The sequence below is a fragment of the Hafnia paralvei genome (assembly GCF_020150375.1).
GTDB lineage: Bacteria > Pseudomonadota > Gammaproteobacteria > Enterobacterales > Enterobacteriaceae > Hafnia > Hafnia paralvei.
This window is the reverse complement of the sequence record NZ_CP083737.1, coordinates 803,786-824,202: the sequence shown is the minus strand read 5'-3', so window position 1 is coordinate 824,202 and position 20,417 is coordinate 803,786. Positions and strand designations below refer to the sequence as shown.

Annotated in this window: 17 protein-coding genes and 1 tRNA gene; 5 read left to right on the top strand and 13 right to left on the bottom strand. The window is 47.4% G+C overall.

What is annotated here, in order from left to right; all coding sequences use genetic code 11:
* The first annotated feature begins 150 nt into the window (after positions 1 to 150).
* Positions 151 to 855: a CZB domain-containing protein gene (locus tag K9N75_RS03780; protein ID WP_224452229.1), complete on the top strand. Its 705-nt coding sequence runs from the start codon at positions 151 to 153 to the stop codon at positions 853 to 855.
* A gap of 482 nt (positions 856 to 1,337) precedes the next feature.
* Here the strand turns inward: K9N75_RS03780 and K9N75_RS03775 are convergent.
* The 6 genes from K9N75_RS03775 to xerD all read right to left on the bottom strand — a co-directional run bounded on the left by K9N75_RS03775 (position 1,338) and on the right by xerD (position 8,194).
* Positions 1,338 to 1,411 (bottom strand) — tRNA-Gly (locus K9N75_RS03775).
* Positions 1,412 to 1,743: 332 nt separating this feature from the next.
* Positions 1,744 to 3,261, bottom strand: a complete 1,518-nt coding sequence (gene lysS, locus K9N75_RS03770; protein ID WP_004093230.1) for a lysine--tRNA ligase — start codon at positions 3,259 to 3,261, stop codon at positions 1,744 to 1,746.
* A 9-nt stretch (positions 3,262 to 3,270) separates the two neighbouring features.
* Positions 3,271 to 4,369, bottom strand: a protein-coding gene (prfB, locus tag K9N75_RS03765) for a peptide chain release factor 2 (protein WP_096079952.1) whose coding sequence is annotated in 2 segments (ribosomal slippage) — positions 3,271 to 4,293 and positions 4,295 to 4,369 — 1,098 coding nt in all. Because the reading frame shifts where the segments join, the coding sequence is not laid out codon by codon here.
* Between the two features lie 441 nt (positions 4,370 to 4,810).
* On the bottom strand, positions 4,811 to 6,544 hold the full coding sequence (gene recJ / locus K9N75_RS03760; protein WP_224452228.1) for a single-stranded-DNA-specific exonuclease RecJ: 1,734 nt from the start codon (positions 6,542 to 6,544) through the stop codon (positions 4,811 to 4,813).
* A gap of 5 nt (positions 6,545 to 6,549) precedes the next feature.
* On the bottom strand, positions 6,550 to 7,266 hold the full coding sequence (gene dsbC, locus K9N75_RS03755; protein ID WP_224452227.1) for a bifunctional protein-disulfide isomerase/oxidoreductase DsbC: 717 nt from the start codon (positions 7,264 to 7,266) through the stop codon (positions 6,550 to 6,552).
* A gap of 28 nt (positions 7,267 to 7,294) precedes the next feature.
* Entirely contained in the window at positions 7,295 to 8,194 is a 900-nt protein-coding gene (gene xerD, locus K9N75_RS03750) for a site-specific tyrosine recombinase XerD (protein WP_061059194.1), read from the bottom strand.
* A gap of 204 nt (positions 8,195 to 8,398) precedes the next feature.
* Here xerD and fldB point away from each other — a divergent pair, with 204 nt between their 5' ends.
* A complete protein-coding gene (fldB, locus tag K9N75_RS03745) occupies positions 8,399 to 8,917 on the top strand; it encodes a flavodoxin FldB (protein WP_061059195.1) in 519 nt (172 codons plus the stop codon).
* Between the two features lie 48 nt (positions 8,918 to 8,965).
* Here fldB and K9N75_RS03740 read toward each other — a convergent pair whose 3' ends face one another.
* Both K9N75_RS03740 and sdhE read right to left on the bottom strand, forming a co-directional pair.
* Positions 8,966 to 9,379, bottom strand: a complete 414-nt coding sequence (locus tag K9N75_RS03740; protein ID WP_008815043.1) for a protein YgfX — start codon at positions 9,377 to 9,379, stop codon at positions 8,966 to 8,968.
* Positions 9,360 to 9,626 (bottom strand): FAD assembly factor SdhE, encoded by a 267-nt coding sequence (gene sdhE, locus K9N75_RS03735; RefSeq protein WP_008815042.1) that lies wholly within the window; start codon positions 9,624 to 9,626, stop codon positions 9,360 to 9,362. Before sdhE ends, K9N75_RS03740 begins: the two co-directional genes overlap by 20 nt.
* A 374-nt stretch (positions 9,627 to 10,000) precedes the next feature.
* Between sdhE and ygfZ the strand changes: the two genes are divergently transcribed.
* Positions 10,001 to 10,987, top strand: a complete 987-nt coding sequence (gene ygfZ, locus K9N75_RS03730; protein ID WP_224452226.1) for a tRNA-modifying protein YgfZ — start codon at positions 10,001 to 10,003, stop codon at positions 10,985 to 10,987.
* 585 nt (positions 10,988 to 11,572) lie between these two features.
* Here ygfZ and K9N75_RS03725 read toward each other — a convergent pair.
* Positions 11,573 to 12,397 carry a shikimate 5-dehydrogenase gene (locus K9N75_RS03725; protein WP_130954759.1) on the bottom strand — a complete coding sequence of 275 codons (825 nt, stop codon included), beginning with the start codon at positions 12,395 to 12,397 and terminating at the stop codon, positions 11,573 to 11,575.
* 203 nt (positions 12,398 to 12,600) lie between these two features.
* Positions 12,601 to 13,485: a nucleoside-specific channel-forming protein Tsx gene (locus K9N75_RS03720; protein ID WP_004846922.1), complete on the bottom strand. Its 885-nt coding sequence runs from the start codon at positions 13,483 to 13,485 to the stop codon at positions 12,601 to 12,603.
* A 648-nt stretch (positions 13,486 to 14,133) separates the two neighbouring features.
* On the opposite strand from K9N75_RS03720, the gene trhA reads away from it, so the two are divergent.
* Positions 14,134 to 14,784, top strand: a complete 651-nt coding sequence (gene trhA, locus K9N75_RS03715; protein ID WP_004846918.1) for a PAQR family membrane homeostasis protein TrhA — start codon at positions 14,134 to 14,136, stop codon at positions 14,782 to 14,784.
* Positions 14,785 to 14,966: 182 nt separating this feature from the next.
* Here trhA and K9N75_RS03710 read toward each other — a convergent pair whose 3' ends face one another.
* The 3 genes from K9N75_RS03710 to budA all read right to left on the bottom strand — a co-directional run bounded on the left by K9N75_RS03710 (position 14,967) and on the right by budA (position 19,381).
* Positions 14,967 to 16,367: an alanine/glycine:cation symporter family protein gene (locus tag K9N75_RS03710; protein ID WP_224452225.1), complete on the bottom strand. Its 1,401-nt coding sequence runs from the start codon at positions 16,365 to 16,367 to the stop codon at positions 14,967 to 14,969.
* A 525-nt stretch (positions 16,368 to 16,892) separates the two neighbouring features.
* On the bottom strand, positions 16,893 to 18,569 hold the full coding sequence (gene alsS, locus K9N75_RS03705) for an acetolactate synthase AlsS (RefSeq protein WP_224452224.1): 1,677 nt from the start codon (positions 18,567 to 18,569) through the stop codon (positions 16,893 to 16,895).
* 29 nt (positions 18,570 to 18,598) lie between these two features.
* A complete protein-coding gene (gene budA, locus K9N75_RS03700; RefSeq protein ID WP_008815037.1) occupies positions 18,599 to 19,381 on the bottom strand; it encodes an acetolactate decarboxylase in 783 nt (260 codons plus the stop codon).
* A gap of 103 nt (positions 19,382 to 19,484) precedes the next feature.
* Between budA and K9N75_RS03695 the strand changes: the two genes are divergently transcribed.
* The gene (locus tag K9N75_RS03695) at positions 19,485 to 20,357 is read left to right on the top strand and encodes a LysR substrate-binding domain-containing protein (RefSeq protein ID WP_039187993.1); all 873 of its coding nucleotides are present in this window, start codon (positions 19,485 to 19,487) and stop codon (positions 20,355 to 20,357) included.
* Positions 20,358 to 20,417 lie beyond the last annotated feature (60 nt).

Sequence of the window (20,417 nt, the reverse complement as noted above, 5' to 3'; positions counted from 1 at the left end):
TATGGGTGTCCTGCATTATCTAAACCATGCTTTTTCACTACATCAACAAGTACTACCGATGCACTTAGCGCTGTAAGCTATCGGTATGACCGGAGGCAAGGGTGCGGGGAAATATATATGTTAGTGCGACAGAAAGTGAGAATAAAATAAATGTGCGCAAACGATGATAATGAGCACGAAGGGTTTAAACATATTTACCTCGCACTGCAAGAGAAACGGACGCATATCCAATACACCACTCAGAAAGCACTCAAACTGCAGCGCTATATGCTAAATCTTGCCAGTCATCAAAAGCAGGTGGGCGAGGATGCTTATCGGGCACTCAATCACCTGTATGTCTATCGTCGACATATTGAGAAAATTCAGGCCTCGCCTGAAACCGCCCCACCGCTCAATATGAATAAAATGCTATTACTGGCCAATGAGCTTGGTTTCACCGCCGACCGTATCCAAAAAACAACGCTCGACTCGGCTAATGCGATGGCAAGGATCGCGAACAGTTTCCTGATGACCATTCTTAAGTCACAGCATTACCAGTGGCGAGAGAAAGTGTATCTGTCCGTACTGAGACGTTCAGACAATGTACCTACTGACGATGAGTTTCACTGTGCTTTAGGGCAATGGTATCACGGGGATGGTCGTCGAGATTTTGGGCATCTACCTGCGTATTCTTCACTGGGTGATGCCCACCGGAAATTACATGAAATCAGTGTGCAGTTAGCCAAAGAGGGGTTTAAGTCGATGGATTGGTCAGATATCACACAGCGATTAGATGAGTTTGAATCAGCCAGTCAACAAGTGATTTATACGATTGATAAACTGGACGAACAAATCCTTGCTTTGTTAGAGCAGTAATCACTCCGGCACAACCTTATGCATCAAAACAAAAAATCCTCTCATTCTTAAAAGCCCCCAGCCATTTGCAACTGTCTGAGGGCTTTGTGGCTGTTCCATCCAAATATAGATGGCTAATCGCTAATCGAAGTTTCATGCTAATACGTAATCGAATAAAGCGAGGTATCATGCGAGATAAATGTGAATAACTGAATATCTATCCCATTATGAGGTGTTTTATATTCATCAAAAAATCGATTATGTATTTATTACCGAGCAGTATGTTGAAAACATAATAAATTTTTTACGTTGATGGCCTCAGTATAGCGTTAGATGATAGCAATGATCGATTAACATTAAGGTTTGGCTATCAAAAATCAATATTCACCGCCAAAAGCAGAGTTTATGCCCGCAGTCCATTATGAAAGCATGAATGTTTGTTTAATTACCGTTGGCGATATTAACTATGTTGAGTGCGAGCTAGAAGAAAAGACTTTTGAAAATGGAGCGGGCGAAGGGAATCGAACCCTCGTATAGAGCTTGGGAAGCTCTCGTTCTACCATTGAACTACGCCCGCATCAATGTGGAGACCATTATAGCCGCTTATGTTAACCCGGCAAGCAGATAAATGCGCTAACAGATTATAATTTAAGCAAATAGACATGCGCCATATCTCGCATAAGATAATTGAGCGTCAATCAAGCTATCCCCTCTTCCTCCGTTGGTTTGCTCGCAGAAGATCTATCAGCTCTCCCCTCAACGTTTTTCCATGGCTCTGGATGCTCAGGTGATCTTCCCTAGGCGATCACATAGATGCGCACAAAGGGAAATAAACATAGGCATAAAAAAACCTCATTAAGCACAGAATGCATTAATGAGGTTTTTATTAAATTAAATCAGTACGTTGATTTATTTAATTGGACGCATTGCAGGGAACAGAATAACGTCACGGATGGTGTGGCTGTTAGTGAACAGCATCATCATACGGTCGATACCAATACCCAGACCTGCGGTTGGTGGCAAACCGTGTTCCAGAGAAGTCACATAGTCTTCATCATAGAACATTGCTTCATCATCACCTTCGTCTTTCGCACGAACCTGATCCTGGAAGCGTTCAGCCTGATCTTCCGCATCATTCAGCTCGGAGAAACCGTTACCGATTTCACGACCGCCGATGAAGAATTCAAAGCGGTCAGTGATGAACGGATTATCATCGTTACGACGTGCCAGCGGAGAAACCTCTGCTGGATATTCGGTGATGAAGGTTGGCTGAATCAGGTTTTTCTCTGCGGTTTCGTCAAAGATTTCACACTGAATACGGCCTAGACCCCAGCTCTTCTCAATTTTAATGCCCAGAGATTCAGCGATTTTGGTCGCTTTTTCCAGATCATCCAAATCTTCCATTTTAATATCAGGACGATAGTGGTTGATGGACTCTTTCATGGTCATTTTGATGAAAGGTTTGCCGAAGTCGAAAGTCTGGTCGCCGTACTGAACAATGCTGCTGCCCAGAACTTCCTGAGTCAGAGTACGGAACAGATCTTCGGTCAGAACGATCAAGTCTTTGTAATCCGCGTAAGCCATATAGAGTTCCATCATGGTGAACTCTGGGTTATGACGCGGAGACACGCCTTCGTTACGGAAGTTACGGTTAATTTCGAACACGCGTTCGAAGCCACCCACAACCAGACGTTTCAAATACAGCTCAGGAGCGATACGCAGATACATATCGATATCCAGCGCATTGTGGTGAGTGATGAATGGACGTGCAGACGCACCGCCAGGGATCACTTGCATCATAGGAGTTTCCACTTCCATGAAGCCTTTGTTCACCATGAAGCTACGGATAGCAGCCAGCGTTTTAGAACGAATGCGGAAAGTCTCGCGAGACTCTTCGTTAGCAATCAGATCCAAATAACGCTGACGGTAACGTGTTTCCTGATCGGCCAGACCGTGGAATTTATCTGGCAGTGGGCGCAGAGCCTTGGTCAGCAGACGAATTTCGGTACAGTGGATAGACAACTCACCGGTTTGAGTGCGGAAAACTTTACCGCGTGCGCCGATGATATCGCCCAGATCCCATTTCTTGAACTGGTCGTTGTACAGGCCTTCTGGCAGATCGTCACGAGCAACATACAGCTGGATGCGACCACCCATATCTTGCAGCGTCACGAAGGCAGCTTTACCCATGATACGACGGGTCATCATACGACCTGCAACAGATACCTCGACGTTCAGATCTTCGAGTTCTGCCTTATCCTTTTCGTCGTACAGGCTATGCAACTTGTCCGAAGTAGCATCACGGCGGAAATCGTTAGGGAAAGCGATCCCTTCCTTGCGCAGCGCGGCCAATTTCTCACGGCGTGACTGCATTTCATTGTTTAGATCAAGAGCCTGTTCGGCACCTTGTGATTGTTGTTCAGACATATTGTTTCCTCATAACCCGGCTTTCAAACTTGCCTCAATGAATCTATCCAGGTCGCCATCTAACACGGCCTGTGTATTACGCGTCTCAACGCCAGTACGTAAATCCTTTATGCGAGAGTCATCCAGTACATAAGAACGGATCTGGCTCCCCCAACCGATGTCAGATTTATTATCTTCCATCACTTGTTTCTCAGCATTTTTCTTCTGCATTTCGTACTCGTACAGCTTAGCTTTAAGCTGACGCATTGCCTGATCTTTGTTCTTATGCTGAGAACGGTCATTCTGACACTGGGTCACAATGTTGGTCGGAATATGGGTAATACGTACAGCGGATTCCGTACGGTTAACGTGCTGACCACCTGCACCGGAGGCGCGGTATACGTCAATACGCAAATCGGCTGGATTGATCTCGATATCAATATCGTCATCCACTTCTGGGTATACAAACGCAGAGCTAAATGACGTATGACGGCGACCACCGGAGTCAAACGGGCTCTTACGTACCAGACGATGTACGCCAGTTTCAGTACGTAACCAGCCGTAGGCATATTCACCGGAAATTTTTACGGTCGCAGATTTCAGACCAGCAACTTCACCGTCTGACTCTTCAATAATTTCAGTTTTGAAACCTTTGGCTTCAGCCCAGCGCAAGAACATACGCAGCAACATGCTTGCCCAATCTTGTGCTTCTGTCCCACCAGAACCCGCCTGAATGTCGATATAGCAATCGGCACTATCGTATTCACCCGAGAACATACGACGGAATTCTAACTGAGCGAGTTTCGCGTCTAACTGATCCAGCTCAACGACGGCCTCATTGAAGGTCTCTTCGTCGTCAGCTTCAATAGCTAACTCCAGCAGCCCGGAAACATCATCCAGACCCTGCGTCATTTGATTAATGGTGTTAACAATTTCTTCTAGCGAGGAGCGCTCTTTACCCAGCGCCTGTGCCCGCTCTGGCTCGTTCCACACATCGGGTTGTTCAAGCTCAGCGTTGACTTCTTCTAGCCGTTCTTTCTTGGCATCATAGTCAAAGATACCCCCTCAGAACTTCTGTCCGTTCAGACAGGTCCTGAATACGGCTTTTTACCGGATTAATTTCAAACATATTTTCTTATATCTTTCGTTAAGTGTTCAAAGACGGAACCACTTCATTCCCATAAAGGAAATCCTAACCCGCCATAAAGAGACGATAGAAACAGCCTCAAAGCAGCATAATGAACGAAAAAATCGCTTATGCTCAGTTTTCGACTCTATCAAAATGCCCTTACAGAATATAGCAACTCACATCTATAAATGGCAGTCATTCCGCGCTTTTCAAGCTCTGTTGCTGCAAAATCGGACGAGGATCGACGAAACTAAAATGTGTAGCTTATTGCTGAGTCGCAGTTATTACTTTTTCTTATAAAAGAGCGATGCCTCATAGCGCTATCCAACTCGGGTTGTATGGTGGAAAGCGATTACTTCATACCGCTTGAGCTATGATGAGAACAAAAAGGGGCAGCTTGTGCTACCCCTTCTACATTACATGGATTTTTATTCGAACGCGTCAGCGCGGCCAAAGGTGGTGAATCATCAGCTGTACACTGCGGTTGCCACGATATTCGTTAATGTCCAGCTTATATGCCAGTTCAACTTCACGCACGCTGGGATCTGGCCATAATGTGGTATCCACGTTAAACGCAATTCCATCTAACAACGGACCACCACCAACGGGCTCAACCATCAGCTTTAGATGGCGCTCGCCAACCAAACGCTGTTGCAGAATTTTAAACTTGCCGTCAAACGTCGGATCGGGGAATGCCTGGCCCCAAGGGCCGCCATCGCGTAACAGTTCGGCAGTTGGTAACGAAAGCTCGTCCATCGCCAATTCACCGTCAGACCAAATCACGCCTTCCAACTGAGAGGCATCCAGCCACTCGCCCACCAGCTCAGCAAAACGCAGGCGGAACTCATCAAAACGCGCCTCTTCCAGAGATAATCCCGCCGCCATTGCATGACCACCAAACTTCATGATCAGACCGGGATTCTGTGAATCTATACGTTCGAGGGCGTCTCGCATATGCAAACCGTGGATCGAGCGTCCTGAACCTTTCAAAATGCCATCCCCCGCAGGAGCAAAAGCAATGACCGGACGATAGAAACGTTCTTTAATGCGCGATGCTAAAATACCGACCACACCCTGATGCCATTCAGGGTGATACAACGCTAAACCATACGGCATTTCTACCGTAGTGCGTTCAAGCTCGCTGCAAATCTGCAGCGCCTCAACCTGCATGCCCTGCTCAATTTCACGGCGTGTGACGTTTAGGCTATCCAAATCACTGGCTAATGCCCGCGCCTGCGGCATATCTTCACACAGTAATAATTCAACGCCCACGGACATATTATCCAAACGCCCCGCGGCATTCAGCCTTGGCCCTAGCGCAAAGCCCAAATCGCTTGCCACCAACTGTCTAGCATCACGATTGGAAATTTCCAACAGTGCACGAATACCAACTCGGCATTTCCCTGCACGAATACGATTTAATCCTTGATGAACCAGAATACGGTTATTGGTATCCAAAGCGACCACATCAGCAACCGTGCCTAACGCCACGAGATCTAACAAATCAGCCAAATTCGGTGCAGAAATACCATGTTTCTCGAACCAACCATGTTCGTGGAGATGCTTACGCAGCGCCAGCATCAGATAGAAAGCAACCCCCACACCGGCCAATGACTTGGATGGAAAGTCACAATCATTGAGGTTTGGATTTACTATGGCATCAGCTGCTGGCAGCGTTTCGCCAGGTAAATGGTGATCGGTAACTAAGACTTTAATTCCGCGATCGTGAGCGTTATCCACGCCAGCATGCGAAGAAATGCCGTTATCGACGGTCATGATCAGTTCAGCACCCATTGCCGCCGCCTGCTCGACCACTTCAGGACTTAGCCCGTAGCCATCTTCGAAACGATTTGGCACCAGATACTGGACGTTGGCAGCCCCCATACTACGTAACGCCAACATTGACAGCGCGGTACTGGTGGCGCCATCAGCATCAAAATCACCGACGATAACAATGCGTTGATGCTCACTCAGCGCCTGATGTAACAGTTCTACGGCTCGCTCGATACCGGATAGTTTCTGGTATGAAAGTAAGCCTTTAACGCTGCGTTCTAGCTCCTGCACATTGAGAATGCCGCGATTAGCATAGACACGACGCAGAAGAGGATGGAGATCTTCGGGCAGTTCATGATTTTCCACCGCCTCACGGCGGCGGAGTTGTGTCGATACGATCAAACTTATTAACCTTTTGCTTTGCTCATTGCAGCCTGTGCATCCAACATCGCCAGCATCTCTTTAGGTCCCTGATAGCCAGGGATCACAGAGCCATCATTCAGCACGATAGCTGGGGTGCCCTGTACGCCAAATTGCACGCCCAGTTCATAATGTTTTTTGATGTCAACGTTACAGGTTGCAGGCTGAGTGGATTCACCACTCAACGCAGCATCAAACGCTTTACGGCGATCGGCCATACACCAGATTGATTGCATATCTTTTTCCGCCTGCGAGCTTAAGCCCTGACGCGGGAATGCCAGATAGCGTACGGTGATACCAAGATCGTTGTACTCTTTCATCTGAGAATGCAGTTTGTGGCAGTAGCCACAGGTAATATCCGTGAAAACGGTAATGACATGTTTTTCTTTAGGTGCCTTATAGACAATCATTTCAGGCACCAACTTCTGCAAACGCCCAATGAGAATCTGGTTGGTCACGTTAACCGGTACAGCACCACTGACGTCATACATTGGACCTTGAAGGATATGTTTGCCGTCACTCGTGACATACAGCACACCGTTGTCAGTAAACACCGTTTGTAAGCCAGCCACTGGCGATGGCTGAATGTCAGCTTTTTGCACGCCTAACGTTTTCAGCGACTGTTGAATTTCTGCGTCACCTGCATGCGCGGCACCGGTGACTGAAGCCGCCAACAGAGACAACCAGATTAAACCTTTCTTCATTGCATAGTCCTTGTAATTCCCCATCGCTTCAGGCGCGAGGATGATGCTGTTGATGTAGCTGTTTCAGTCGTTCAGTGGCTACATGCGTATAAATTTGGGTGGTGGATAAATCGCTGTGTCCGAGTAACATCTGTACGACACGTAAATCAGCCCCATGGTTCAGCAAGTGCGTCGCAAAAGCGTGCCTTAACACATGGGGGGACAAACGCGAACTATCGATTCCAGCAAGCACCGCATAATGTTTAATGCGATGCCAAAACGTTTGGCGCGTCATTTGCTGCGCGCGATTACTGGGGAACAGTACATCGATTGTTTGGCCGTTAAGCAACCATGGGCGGCCATATTCCAGATAATACTCAATCCAGTAAACAGCCTCTTCGCCCAGCGGAACCAGTCGTTCTTTATTACCTTTACCAATCACGCGAACAACGCCCTGACGCAAACTCACATCAGCCAGCGTCAGACCAACCAGCTCAGATACTCGCAACCCAGTCGCATAGAGAACCTCAAGCATCGCCTTATCACGCAGCTCAATCGGATTTTCTATACAGGGCGTTTGCAGCAAAGTATCAACCTGCGCTTCAGTGAGATCTTTGGGCAAGCGTTGCGGCAATTTTGGCGATGATAGCAGCGTTGTTGGATCGTCGCTGCGCATCTTCTCACGGTAAAAATACTGGAACAAACGGCGCATTGCGCTCAATAGCCGGGCTGAACTGGTCGCCTTGTAGCCACCATCAACACGCTCAGCGAGAAAATCTTGCAGGTCGGAGACCTGAGCCAGTAATAAATCAGAATGATGATGCGCCAGCCATTCGGCCAGAGACCGAAGATCTAGGCGATAAGACGCCAGCGTATTTTCTGCCAAATTACGCTCTAGCCACAACGCATCCAGAAATTGTTCTATCAGTGCCTGATCTTGCTCGTGCACCGCTTACTCCGTTTTATATAAAGGCTCAAACTTAGGTTTAGTGTGCATTATGCCTGATACGGATTCAAATCTGATACACTCTGCTGTTATGTATTTGTAACCCGATGGCAGCGAATTCCCCCCCAGTCAATGCGGGGGGTGTTAGCGTCCCTCGTATCCCCCAGTTGCCGGCTTGCCGCAGCTCGAATGTTTTTGGGTATAACTATGAAGATAGGTCTTTTTTACGGCTCCAGCACGTGTTACACCGAAATGGCCGCTGAAAAAATCCGCGATATTCTCGGCACCGAGTTAGTCGATTTGCACAACATCAAAGATGTGCCGATCCAACGGATGGAGGATTACGATATTTTAATCCTTGGTATTCCGACCTGGGATTTCGGTGAAATTCAAGAAGACTGGGAAGCGGTCTGGGACGCGCTACCTAGCCTGAAATTACAAAACAAAATCATCGCTATGTATGGCATGGGCGATCAGCTCGGCTACGGTGAGTGGTTCCTAGACGCACTCGGCATGCTACACGATCGTTTACTGCCGCTCGGCGTACAGTTTGTGGGTTACTGGCCAACGGAGGGCTACGAATTTACAAGCCCTAAACCTGTTATCGATGACGGTAAACTCTTTGTCGGGCTGGCACTAGATGAGGCCAACCAATATGATCTAAGCGATCAGCGACTTGAGCAATGGTGCGAACAGATCATGTTAGAAATTGCTGAACTGCTGTAAATCACGTCCCAACAAAAATGCCCGATAGAAAACCTCGGGCATTCTTTGTTAAGCATCATGACGCATCTGCATTAAACTGCGTCGCAAATGAGACCACGCTTCTGGCGTCAGGCTATCTGCTGCAATCCACAAACGCTTTCTTTTATCCTGATCCTTCAAACTCTTCAACGGTAGCAAAGCGCCAAAATCACTGATCCACGGCGTCTTACATAGCTCCCATTCTTGGTGCTGCCAACTAATGCGATTTTCCGCCAGAAAATTCAACTCTCCCTGAACCTTAGCAATCTGCTTCTGGCTGCGAATACTTTCAAACACCACTAATGTCAGCAAAATGAGCCAATAAATACTGTAGTTTTCCGGCCAAGGAGCTAACAAAATCAATAAAACCAGAGTGCCATGCGTCACCAACAGTAATAGTTGTGTACGCCATGACACCCGCACATCACAACGCCATTGGTCCACGGTCTTTGTTTCGCGTTTGAATGAGTTTAACCATATGCGCCAATTCAGGATCTTTTGGTGAGCCGTGATTCATTAGCCAATTAAAAAGATCGGGATCGTCGCACTCAAGTAAGCGTACAAATGTCTGCTTGTCTGTGTCACTCAGTGAATCATACTCATGTTCGAAAAACGGCATAATAGAGATATCCAGTTCACGCATCCCACGGCGACACGCCCAATGAATTCGTGATTTATTTTCTATATCCATGATTTACCGACTCCTGATCAGTTAGTCTTATTCTTATCATTAATCCTGTAAGACACCCCATATCATACTGGGTTCCCAGCCTCTACAAGATGCCGAGGCTCTATTTTAGCGCGATTCAGGCCAAGATTTAGAAAATAGGTTCACAAACTGACATATTTATTAGCGCATTATGTACCAAAGCGAGCCTTTAACATTGGAAAAAGTAGGGGTTTCATCGAAACTCGGAATTCTCCCCTGCTCTGACCACTCCTCTATTCATATGCATTTCTGACTCCATTTTTATCGCCATGGTGCAATATTTCCGTTTGCAATCCTACCGCCCTCTCTTAACATGGACGAATTCCATTTCGGAACGGCATTAGTAGGGAACCATCATGACTTTGAACTCTCTTTTCGCACCGCGCCAACCTGTTGCTTCAAGCCACCTTCCACTAACGATTATGCTACTCAACGATTGGCAGTTGGTGAACGTAACAGGCCCTGACGCAGGTAAATATTTGCAGGGACAATTAACGGTGGACGTCGCCGCGCTGACTGAGCAAGAGCACACCCTGTGTGGCCACTGTGACGCAAAGGGAAAAATGTGGAGCGATTTACGTTTATTCCACCGCGCAGAAGGTTTCTCTTATCTGCTTCGTCGCAGCGTCGCGGAGAACCAAATCGTTGAACTAAAGAAATATGCCGTGTTCTCCAAGCTCACTATCGCTGCCGACACTGACGCCGTCGTTCTTGGCGTTGCCGGCTTTAAAGCCGCCTCTGCGCTTGCCCCCTTGTTCTCACAACTGCCTGACTCGACAACGCCGGTGGTTGCTCATGAAGAGACAACATTGCTGTATCTAGCCCAGCCAGAGGATCGCTACCTAGTGATTACATCAACCTCGATGGCTGAAGCGCTGGTTGAAAAGCTTCAGGGCAGTGCCCAATTTAACGATAGTCAGCAATGGGTTGAACTGGATATCGAAGCGGGACAGCCCGTTATCGACGTAGAAAACAGCGGCCAGCTGATTCCACAGGCGACCAACCTTCAGGCTCTAAATGGCATCTGTTTCAAAAAAGGCTGCTATACCGGACAAGAAATGGTGGCTCGAGCTAAGTATCGTGGTGCCAATAAACGCGCACTCTATTGGCTGCAAGGCTCTGCAAGTCGAGTTCCGCAGGCTGGCGAAGATTTAGAGCTTAAGCTAGGTGAAAACTGGCGCCGTACAGGCACTGTACTCACTGCAATCCAGCTTAACAACGGCATTCTAAATGTTCAGGCCGTGTTAAATAACGATTTGGAAGCCGACAGCGTACTGCGAGTACGTGATGATGAAGGCGGCATGCTGACCATTCAGGCATTGCCATATTCATTGGTAGAGTAAGATTTTTTATCGGTCGTTTATGGGGCTACTGTGTAATGTTCCGCACACTGGCCGTTTATGGGGCTACTGTGTAATGTTCCGCCCGCCTGTTTTATACCGAGCTTCATTGATACACCGATGAAGGCGTACGGGCAGAGACCACCAGCGCGTGGTCTCTGCACTCGCGCGCTTTTATCCGAGATGCCATCTCCGCTCCGGTTTGGTATCGCCCATCCAGGGCGCCCCAAACTCCGCCGATACATCCCTGTATCGGCGGCTCTCCCAACCAAGACTTAAACAATTAAAAAGACACAAATAAAACAATACTGCTGTGTCTTTTTCATGTTGAATGGAATGCATGATAGAACCGCCATCAGGGAAGATGGCGGTAGGTCGAGGGCGTACAGGATGTGCGAGCCGAGACCGGTCGGTCAAACGACGCGGTAAAAAAGCGCGAGAGTCGAGAGGTTACGCGCTGGCAACCTCTCGTCGGACGCCTACACCAGCGGTGTCATGGAAAAGTAGATACTGACAGGCGGACGAAACCTTTCATAGTTCTAACATAAAGGCTCAACTGCAAGACTCAGCAACCCGTACTCATCCTTTTTATGCACTCTCCCTCGCATATTTCGCCGCAGCTAAAAACAACTCATGCTCAGGTCGAATCCCGGTATACAACACAAACTGTTCGACCGCTTGAATCGCAAACACCTCTGCACCGCTGATAACGGTTTTGCCCTGCGTCTTGGCGTAGCGGATCATTGGCGTTTCCGATGGCAGTGCGACCACGTCAAAAACCACGTTTGCGGAGTTGATTTCATCTTCGCTGTAGGCAAGTTTATCGGCGTCAGCGCCGCCGCTCATGCCAATTGGCGTGGCGTTAATTAATACCTCGGCGGTGACACCTTGCATATCTGCGCGCCATTCATAGCCATATAACGCGGCCAATTGCTGACCCGTCTTTTCATTTTTAGCCACAATATAGCCACGCTTAAAACCAGCATCTTTCAACGCACAAGCTACGGCTTTCGCCATACCGCCACTACCACGTAAAGCAAAAACCTGATCATTAGACACCGCATACTGTGCCAACAATTGCGCAATCGCCAAATAATCGGTGTTATAGGCCTTTAAATGACCATCAGTATTAACAATGGTATTAACTGAATCAATCGCCTTAGCGGATGCATCCATTTCATCGACTAACGGGATCACATCCTCTTTAAACGGCATCGAGATCGCACATCCACGGATCCCCAGAGCACGAACGCCGCCTATAGCCGCCTGAATATCTTTGGTCGTAAATGCTTTGTAGAGATAGTCCAGATCCAGTGCATCGTAAAGATAGTTATGGAAACGAGTCCCAAAATTACTTGGCCGCGCCGCCAGCGACATACAAACCTGCGTATCTTTATTTAGGTATTTGGTCATGTAACAAAACCTCTTCGCCAAGGGTGAATATGAGTGAAGCCGCAGAGATGCGCCCGTATTGAGGACTATCATGGACTAAAACAGGGAGGGTGAAAATGGCTGAATATCTTCTCTCTGGTTCCTCTTTTATAGCAAACACTGCGACTCACCAGAACGCAAAAAAGGAGCCATAAGGCTCCTCTCTCTATGCATATTGGCAAAACTTAGAAGTTATAACCCGCAACCAGGTAGTAACCCCAGCCGGTGGATTTCACGTCAAAGTTACCTTTACCGAAGTTCAGTTCAGTGCCGTCGTTCCACTGTCCGCCATTATGGAAATAACGCGCAACGAAGGAATAGTGCCAGTGATCGTAGTTCAATGCCAAGATGTGGCTGGAGGCGATAGAGTTGCTGGTACGAGTACGCTTGCCATCGATGTTGCTGTAGCCAGAGTCTTTGCCCAGATCAGAACCCCAGTCAAAGTTGGTAAAACCGATGTAGCTCAGGTTGCCGCCCAATACTTCGGTGATTGGCACGAAGTATTTCACTTTGAAGCGGTAGCCATCCCACTCGTTTTCGTTAGACGCATTGTAGTTCTGCCATTGGTATTTGGCATATACGTTCATGGACAGGCTCATTGGTAGGCCGGTATCGATATCGGTACCCAAACCCATATACCACGTGCTCTGGCGGTTATCGCTATTACGACCCATATCGTAGATATAGTTGTTCGCGAAGTACCACTCTTTAAATGGACCAAAGCTCAGGTCGGTGCCTGTCAATTTATCAATAGAGAAACGTGGTTCAATTTCCATGAACAACGGTGAACCGTGGTTCCAGATACCGCGAGAGGTGCTGTCACCGCCGAAGAACATTGGCGCATCCACGTAACCGTAGAAGTCGAACCAATCTTTCTTGGCAAAAGCTTCATATTCTAAGTAGGTATCGTCACGCAATTGTGGTCCGAAACGCGTATGAGCACTGCCCACGACGTTAACGCTCTGGTGCCACCAGTCAGAAAGATATTCGCTGTTGTTGTCTGCTGCTACAGCAGTAACGCTGCTTGAAAGCGCAAGCACGGTGCCTGCAGCTAAAATTATTTTTTTCATAATATTGCTACTTACCTTAAGCAAGATTCCCTGCCAGGGGAAAGACCCATGTAAACATCACCACAAATAGCCATCAATTGATCAACAACCCAGCTTTCTGGCTGCGTGTATTATAGAAATCATTGCTCACAAAAATCTGTGATCTAGGAATACATTCTTAAATACGTAATCGATTGCGTTCACGTTTGCGGTAAAAAAATTCGGAGGGATTCTACAATCTTTGCAGGATTAATCAAATTTAAAACGGAGAGCATAATTTTAAAACAGCTCGATAAGGCTTGCCCTGCAAGGGTTCTATAAAATACGCCAACGCAGGTAGTCACTTACAGCCGTGTTGCGCAACTTTATCTACGAAAAGTCTGACGAAACTTTGCTGCTGTAACAGTGTCGCACCAAACAAATGTTTGGAAGGTAATAAAATAACCCATATTTTGTGATAATTATGACACCAAGCTCATACGCACAATATTATAAAAACTTATTTATTCCCTTATAAATCATTTAATTATTTGATAACCAAAAGCAAACACATCACTCTCTATCTTGTTTTAATTATATTTTGGCGTACACGTGTACACTGGAATCATTCTCAGCTAATCTAGCCTTAGCTTTAATTTTTTCATTGTTCAACAGAGGTAACGCCGCACTATGGCAAAGGCAAATATTGTTCAGCAGGGATATTCGCTGGCAGAGGAAGTTGCCAACAGCATCAGCCACGGAGTTGGTTTTATTCTAGGTATCGTCGGCTTAGTTTTATTGCTGGTGCAAGCCGTTGGCACCGGCGCTGACGCCACCGCAATCACCAGTTACAGCCTGTATGGCGGCAGCATGATTCTGCTGTTTCTGGCCTCCACGCTGTATCACGCAATTTCACATCAGCGCGCCAAGCGTTGGCTAAAAGTGTTTGACCACTGCGCAATCTATCTATTGATTGCCGGCACCTATACGCCTTTCTTGTTAGTTGGGCTGGACTCAACGCTAGCTAAATGGCTGATGGCGGTGATCTGGGGAATAGCGCTGTTTGGCATAATCTTCAAACTCGCGTTTGCGCATCGCTTTGAAGTGCTGTCGTTGATCACCTATCTGACGATGGGATGGTTGTCGCTGATTGTGATCTACCAACTGGCAACCAAGCTGGCGTGGGGCGGAGTGACATTGCTTGCTATCGGCGGGATTGTTTATACGCTAGGCGTGATTTTTTACGTCAGCAAACGCATCCCCTACAACCACGCCATCTGGCATGCGTTTGTACTCGGGGGCTGTGCTTGCCACTTCTTTGCGATTTATTTGTATGTGTAGCTGACGTTGGACTAGGTAAAAGAACGGATTAGCCAGAATGGCGATTGCCGTTCGTTCCCGAGGGCAACCGCGTAGCCGGCTGGAAGCGCGTCGGAGGACGTCTATTGAGCCCTCCGACACGGATGCCTGCACAATACAGATGTAAGACCGGATACATTAGGCGAACGTAACATTCACCCAGTTTAATTTGGGTTCACCGCCACCTTTCCGCCTACCAACTTGCTCATCTTAATCACTATTGGCGACAGCAAAATCAGCGCGATAAGATTTGGTAGTACCATCAGCCCGTTGAACATATCTGCCATATTCCATACCAGCTCAACCTTGAAGAATGATGCAATAAAGATGAAGGCGATCACCATCAATTGATAAGCACGTACCGCTCTTTGCGAATTGAATAGGTAGCGAATGTTCATTTCACCGTAGTAGTACCAACCTACAATCGTTGAAAAGGCAAAGAAAAATAGAGAGACAGAAATAAACAGACTGCCGAAATAGCCGTAGACATAGGTATAGGCTTGCTGAGTCACCGCAATTCCCTGTCCGGTAAACACTCCGAGGAAATTAGCCTGAGTTTTACCATCCAGCTCCCACATGCTCATACCGGAAGTGATAATCGCCAATGCCGTCAACGTTACAATAACGCATACGACGAAAACCCCCATCATCGCGATATAACCCTGCTGCTCTGGACGTTCGACTTTAGCGACCGCATGCGCATGAGGCGTAGACCCCATACCGGCTTCATTGGAGAACAGGCCGCGAGCAATACCAAAACGCATTGCCTGCTGGATGGCAATCCCTGCACCACCACCTAACACCGCTGTTGGATTAAACGCAGCAACGAAGATCGATTTAAACGCAGGCAGAATATAGTGTGCGTTATGCACCAAAATCACCAGAGTACCCAATAAATAGAACACGGCTTTAATAGGCACCACTTTCTCGGTAAAGGACGCAATACTGCTGATCCCCCCCATGATGACCACACCGGTAATCAACGCGAGAATAATGCCAATAACCCAGCCTGGAACGCCTAAAGAACTATTAAACGCTGCGGCAATGGAGTTGGATTGCACCATGTTGCCGATAAATCCTAATGCAATAATCACTAACACCGAGAAAATACAGGCGAGCCATTTGCAGTTCAGCCCCTTTTCGATGTAGTACGCCGGTCCGCCGACAACCTGCCCATTTTTATCTTTCGATCTGAATTTCTGAGCCAACATCGCTTCAGCATAAATTGTCGCCATCCCAAGGAACGACGAAACCCACATCCAGAAAATCGCACCTGGTCCACCAGCAATAATGGCCGTGGCTGGCCCCGCTAAGTTCCCCGTACCAACCTGTCCAGCAATCGCCGTCGCCACGGCCTGAAAAGAGCTCATCCCCTGCTTATCTGCTTTAGCACCAGACAGCGAGATACCGCTAAACAAGGCTTTAAATCCCGATTTAAAATGGCGGATTTGGATGAACCCCAAACGTAGCGTGTAATAGATCCCCGTCCCACAAAGTAGAAAAATCAGTAGTTCATCCCAAAGCAGGCTGTTGACCTGATTAACTAACTGAGTAATAAATTCCATAAATGCCTTACCTGTTTTATGCCGGCGCGCGTGTGGTCACGCGTCAAAGTTGTAATGCAAAACCAATAGCTCACCCGTAGTCGTTAAAAGCACCCAGGTGGATTGTCATGATGAAAATGCTGATATATCAGCCAATAAGCCCAGATAGGCTGGCTGACCTTGTATTCATTAGGGGAACATTTCACGGTGAGAACTCTATCACACTTTTATCACCATTCTGGGGTTGAATGAGGGTTAAATCAGCATGAGTAAAAGTGATGATTAGTGTAAGTAATAGAATGTTAAATCAGCATAACTAAATGATAAAATTAGATTTATCTAAAGTCACCCAAGAGATTGCCCATTGGGTATCTGCAACTTTTGCATTAGAAAACTTCATCCAAAATAAATGAGAAAAAGTAAGGGTAAGATGGTTTAAGTCGCTATAAAGATAAAAAAAGCCTCATCGATAAAATGATGAGGCTGAAACCGAAGAGATGCTATGTCAGACACTCCTCGGGGTAGGTGAAATCAATGGCTCTTGAATTAGAACATTTCGCTCATATTCAGCTGGCTCATCAACAACGCATTATCGCTATAGTCGACCGGTACGGCGACAACCGCAGGTCCTTGCACATCCATGGCAGCGCGAAGCGTGCTCTCGAGCGTTTCCGAGGAAGTAACAGCAAAACCTTTAGCCCCAAAAGCTTCAGCATAAACTTTAAAGTCAATGGGCCCAAACTTAACCCCTGATGTGCGGTGATACTTTTTATCTTCCTGAATCGCAACCATATTATATTCGTCATCGACCCAAATGATATGCAGCAGGTTTACGCCTAAACGTACGGCGGTTTCTAGCTCCATGCTGGATTGCATAAAACCACCGTCTCCAGAAACCGAGACCACTTTACGGCTAGGATCGACTAGCGCAGCACCGATTGCCCACGGTAACGCAACACCCATGGTTTGCTGCCCATTTGAGATCAGCACCTGACGCGCACGGAAACTGTACAAGTAGCGAGCAATCCAAATATGGAAACTCCCCATATCTACGCATAACGTCACATCACTATTGACGATATCCTGCATCGCTCTAACCAAGCGCAACGGATGAATCGCAAACTGCGTTAGGCTACGTCCTTTTTGTGCCAGCAGTTCCCGTTGCTGACGCCGCTCTTCCAAAATAGCGACCGCATCACAGCTTAAATCCAGCGTGGCATGAATATGTTCAGAAAGTAGATCCAACGTATCGGCGATATCCCCTACCAGTTCAATATCTGGCTGATAATCGCTATCGGTTTCGGCGGGCGTGATATCGACATGTACCAGCGCACTTTCATCATTATTCCACTGTGCTGGTTCATATTCTATCGGGCTATAACCAATAGTCATCACCAGATCCGCATTCCTCAGCAGACGATCCCCTGCCTGATTATTGAATAACCCCACCCGACCAGCAAAGCGATGGAAATGCGCCTGATCGATAACCCCCGCAGCTTGATAGGTACTGGTAACGGGCAGCCCACTTTTATGCAAAAACCGACGAATAGCTTCAGCATTACGCGGCTGGCTGGCCATCAGTCCCAGCAAAATGACTGGATTTTTAGCTTTCTCAAGACGGCGTGCGACTTGAGCCACACTCTCAAAAGGAGCCGCACCAAGAGTAGGGTGCTGCGTCGTCAACACCCTGCTATTGACTGGCTCGTTGAGAATATCCATGGGTAGACTAATGAAACTTGCCCCAGGGCGCCCAAACTCTGCCGCTCTAAAACCATTGGCTAACACCTCAGGCAAAGCAGAAGCCGATGTCACTTCAGCTGAATACTTGGTGACCGGACGGAACATCGTCACGGTATCCATGGTTTGGTGTACCTGTTTTAAATGGTCAGCGCGTTTTACTGCCCCACCCAGTGCAACCAAAGGATCACCCTCCGATGTTGCCGTGGCTACACCGGTAATTAAATTCGAACAGCCAGGTCCTGAAGTCACCAACGCTACGCCAGCTTTCCCCGTCAAACGGCCCACCGCTCCCGCCATAAAAGCCGCATTTGCCTCATGACGCACTGGAATTGTTTCGATATTCGAATCGACTAATGAGTTAAATACGCGGTCAATTTTCGCACCTGGAATACCGAATACATGTTTTACCCCCTGAGCCTCCAACTGAGCGACGATCAGATCTGCCCCACACTGCCATGCTTTGTTGCTATCAGACTTTTTCATGGAACCCAACTCCTAGATGCCTTCAAGGTTTAACTTTCTACAGAACGAATTGCGGTATCTAAATTTGCAGGACATAAATCAGCCTGCATAAAATCATCGTCATGAGGAAAATCGATCAGTAATTTGTCGATTGTGCCGAAGGTCAGCACACCGCTTTCCACCTGATAGTCGAGAACATGACCACCACAGTCGCGCTCTTCAGTAATGAAATGTTCGTGATAGCCAGCAACGTTGATACCTTGCATATAGTTAGGGGTGAGGAACCCAATCAGTACGCCCTTGCGCTGTTCAATGTGATATGTCGGCTGCGCTTCAATAGCCTCCTGCATCGGCTTATAAGGACGATGCTGTTCAGGCACAGTCCGTGTTTCCACATTATGGAAAACACCGTCGATGCGTAGTGCGCAAAATGCATTTTGGCTCGTCAGCATTTTGTCGATAACCTGATGGATTTCATCACGGCTATGTAGACGGTTAATACGGTACTCTTCGGTGGGTTGGTAAAATGTCATGACGGCAAAAGGCGTCTTTTGCTCAGGCTTGGCTTTCCGAGCGCTGCCGTCACCACGTAGTTGGAAAATGTTGCGGTTAAACGCAATCATCTCACCATCGAGATGATTAAACGTGCCCAAACCAAAGTCACCATGCTTAAGTAAATCGGCCATGGTGGTTTCACCTTCGTAGACCCCGCTTAATAGCGCACTCATTAGAGAAGTTTGATAAATGACGCGTTCTGGATGTTTACGATAGAGCTGCTTAGCAGTTTCTGCGATGTCTGCCACGCATGAACAGTCAGAATGATGTGCTTTCATGAGGTGATCCATTTTTTAATCATTAGCGTTGTTAACTAAAGGTTGACTCCTTTCAGCAATGAGTTCCAATATGATGTTGTGTTCACTTTGAGACGTTTTTGATATGGAACTACGCCATTTACGCTATTTCGTCGCAGTGGCTCAAACCGGTCACTTCACTCGAGCAGCTGAGCAACTCGGGATCTCCCAGCCACCACTCAGTCAGCAAATCCAAAAACTTGAGCATGAAGTTGGCACACCTCTCATAAAGCGCTTAACTCGCGGGATCGAGCTTACGGAAACGGGGAAAACGCTCTATAAAGACGCTTGTGAAATCATCAAGCTCACCGATGCCGCGTTGGAACGTGCTCGCAACGTGGCGCGCGGTATTAGTGGCTCCGTGAATATTGGATTTGCGTGCTCTACGGCGTTTAATCCCACGGTGTTTTCGCTGTTACGACGCTTTCGCGAAAACTACCCCAAGATGCACCTTCAACCGCAAGAGAAAGACATGTCGGCATTGATGAACGCACTTGAAGAAGGGAATCTGGATTTTGCTTTTATCCGCCTGCCGTGCGAGCGCAGTAAAGACTTTATGTGCCGAGTGATCGACACAGAGAAAATGATGGTGGCTTTACCGCGAACTCATCCTCTCAGCCAAAATAAATCCCTATCATTACTAGATCTGAAAGATGAACCCCTGATTACGTTTCCACGAGAGGTAGCGCCAAGTCTATATGATCAAACGATTAACGCCTGTGAAGAAGCCGGATTCACACCGTTGTTAGGCCAACAATCTCCTCAGCTAACCTCGGCAATTAGCATGGTGGGAGGGGGATTTGGCTTTGCTCTCGTTCCGGCTTCGCTAAGCAAGATAGATGAAAAAAACGTGGTCTGCCTTGATTCCCTCCGGGCGCTTCCTACCAGCGATATCGCCATTGCTTGGCGGCGTGGTGATTCAGGACATGTAATCCTCCACCTACTCAATTTGCTATAACGCTCTGCGGATTTATGACATAAAAAAACCGCTCTGAGCTGTTGATTCACAGCATCAGAG

Excerpts from the sequence above, each read along its gene's own strand:
- K9N75_RS03780 (WP_224452229.1), top strand. The coding sequence starts at position 151 with ATGTGCGCAAACGATGATAATGAGCACGAAGGGTTTAAACATATTTAC.
- lysS (WP_004093230.1), bottom strand. The coding sequence starts at position 3,261 with ATGTCTGAACAACAATCACAAGGTGCCGAACAGGCTCTTGATCTAAAC.
- dsbC (WP_224452227.1), bottom strand. The coding sequence starts at position 7,266 with ATGAAGAAAGGTTTAATCTGGTTGTCTCTGTTGGCGGCTTCAGTCACC.
- fldB (WP_061059195.1), top strand. The coding sequence starts at position 8,399 with ATGAAGATAGGTCTTTTTTACGGCTCCAGCACGTGTTACACCGAAATG.
- sdhE (WP_008815042.1), bottom strand. The coding sequence starts at position 9,626 with ATGGATATAGAAAATAAATCACGAATTCATTGGGCGTGTCGCCGTGGG.
- ygfZ (WP_224452226.1), top strand. The coding sequence starts at position 10,001 with ATGACTTTGAACTCTCTTTTCGCACCGCGCCAACCTGTTGCTTCAAGC.
- K9N75_RS03725 (WP_130954759.1), bottom strand. The coding sequence starts at position 12,397 with ATGACCAAATACCTAAATAAAGATACGCAGGTTTGTATGTCGCTGGCG.
- K9N75_RS03720 (WP_004846922.1), bottom strand. The coding sequence starts at position 13,485 with ATGAAAAAAATAATTTTAGCTGCAGGCACCGTGCTTGCGCTTTCAAGC.
- trhA (WP_004846918.1), top strand. The coding sequence starts at position 14,134 with ATGGCAAAGGCAAATATTGTTCAGCAGGGATATTCGCTGGCAGAGGAA.
- K9N75_RS03710 (WP_224452225.1), bottom strand. The coding sequence starts at position 16,367 with ATGGAATTTATTACTCAGTTAGTTAATCAGGTCAACAGCCTGCTTTGG.
- alsS (WP_224452224.1), bottom strand. The coding sequence starts at position 18,569 with ATGAAAAAGTCTGATAGCAACAAAGCATGGCAGTGTGGGGCAGATCTG.
- budA (WP_008815037.1), bottom strand. The coding sequence starts at position 19,381 with ATGAAAGCACATCATTCTGACTGTTCATGCGTGGCAGACATCGCAGAA.
- K9N75_RS03695 (WP_039187993.1), top strand. The coding sequence starts at position 19,485 with ATGGAACTACGCCATTTACGCTATTTCGTCGCAGTGGCTCAAACCGGT.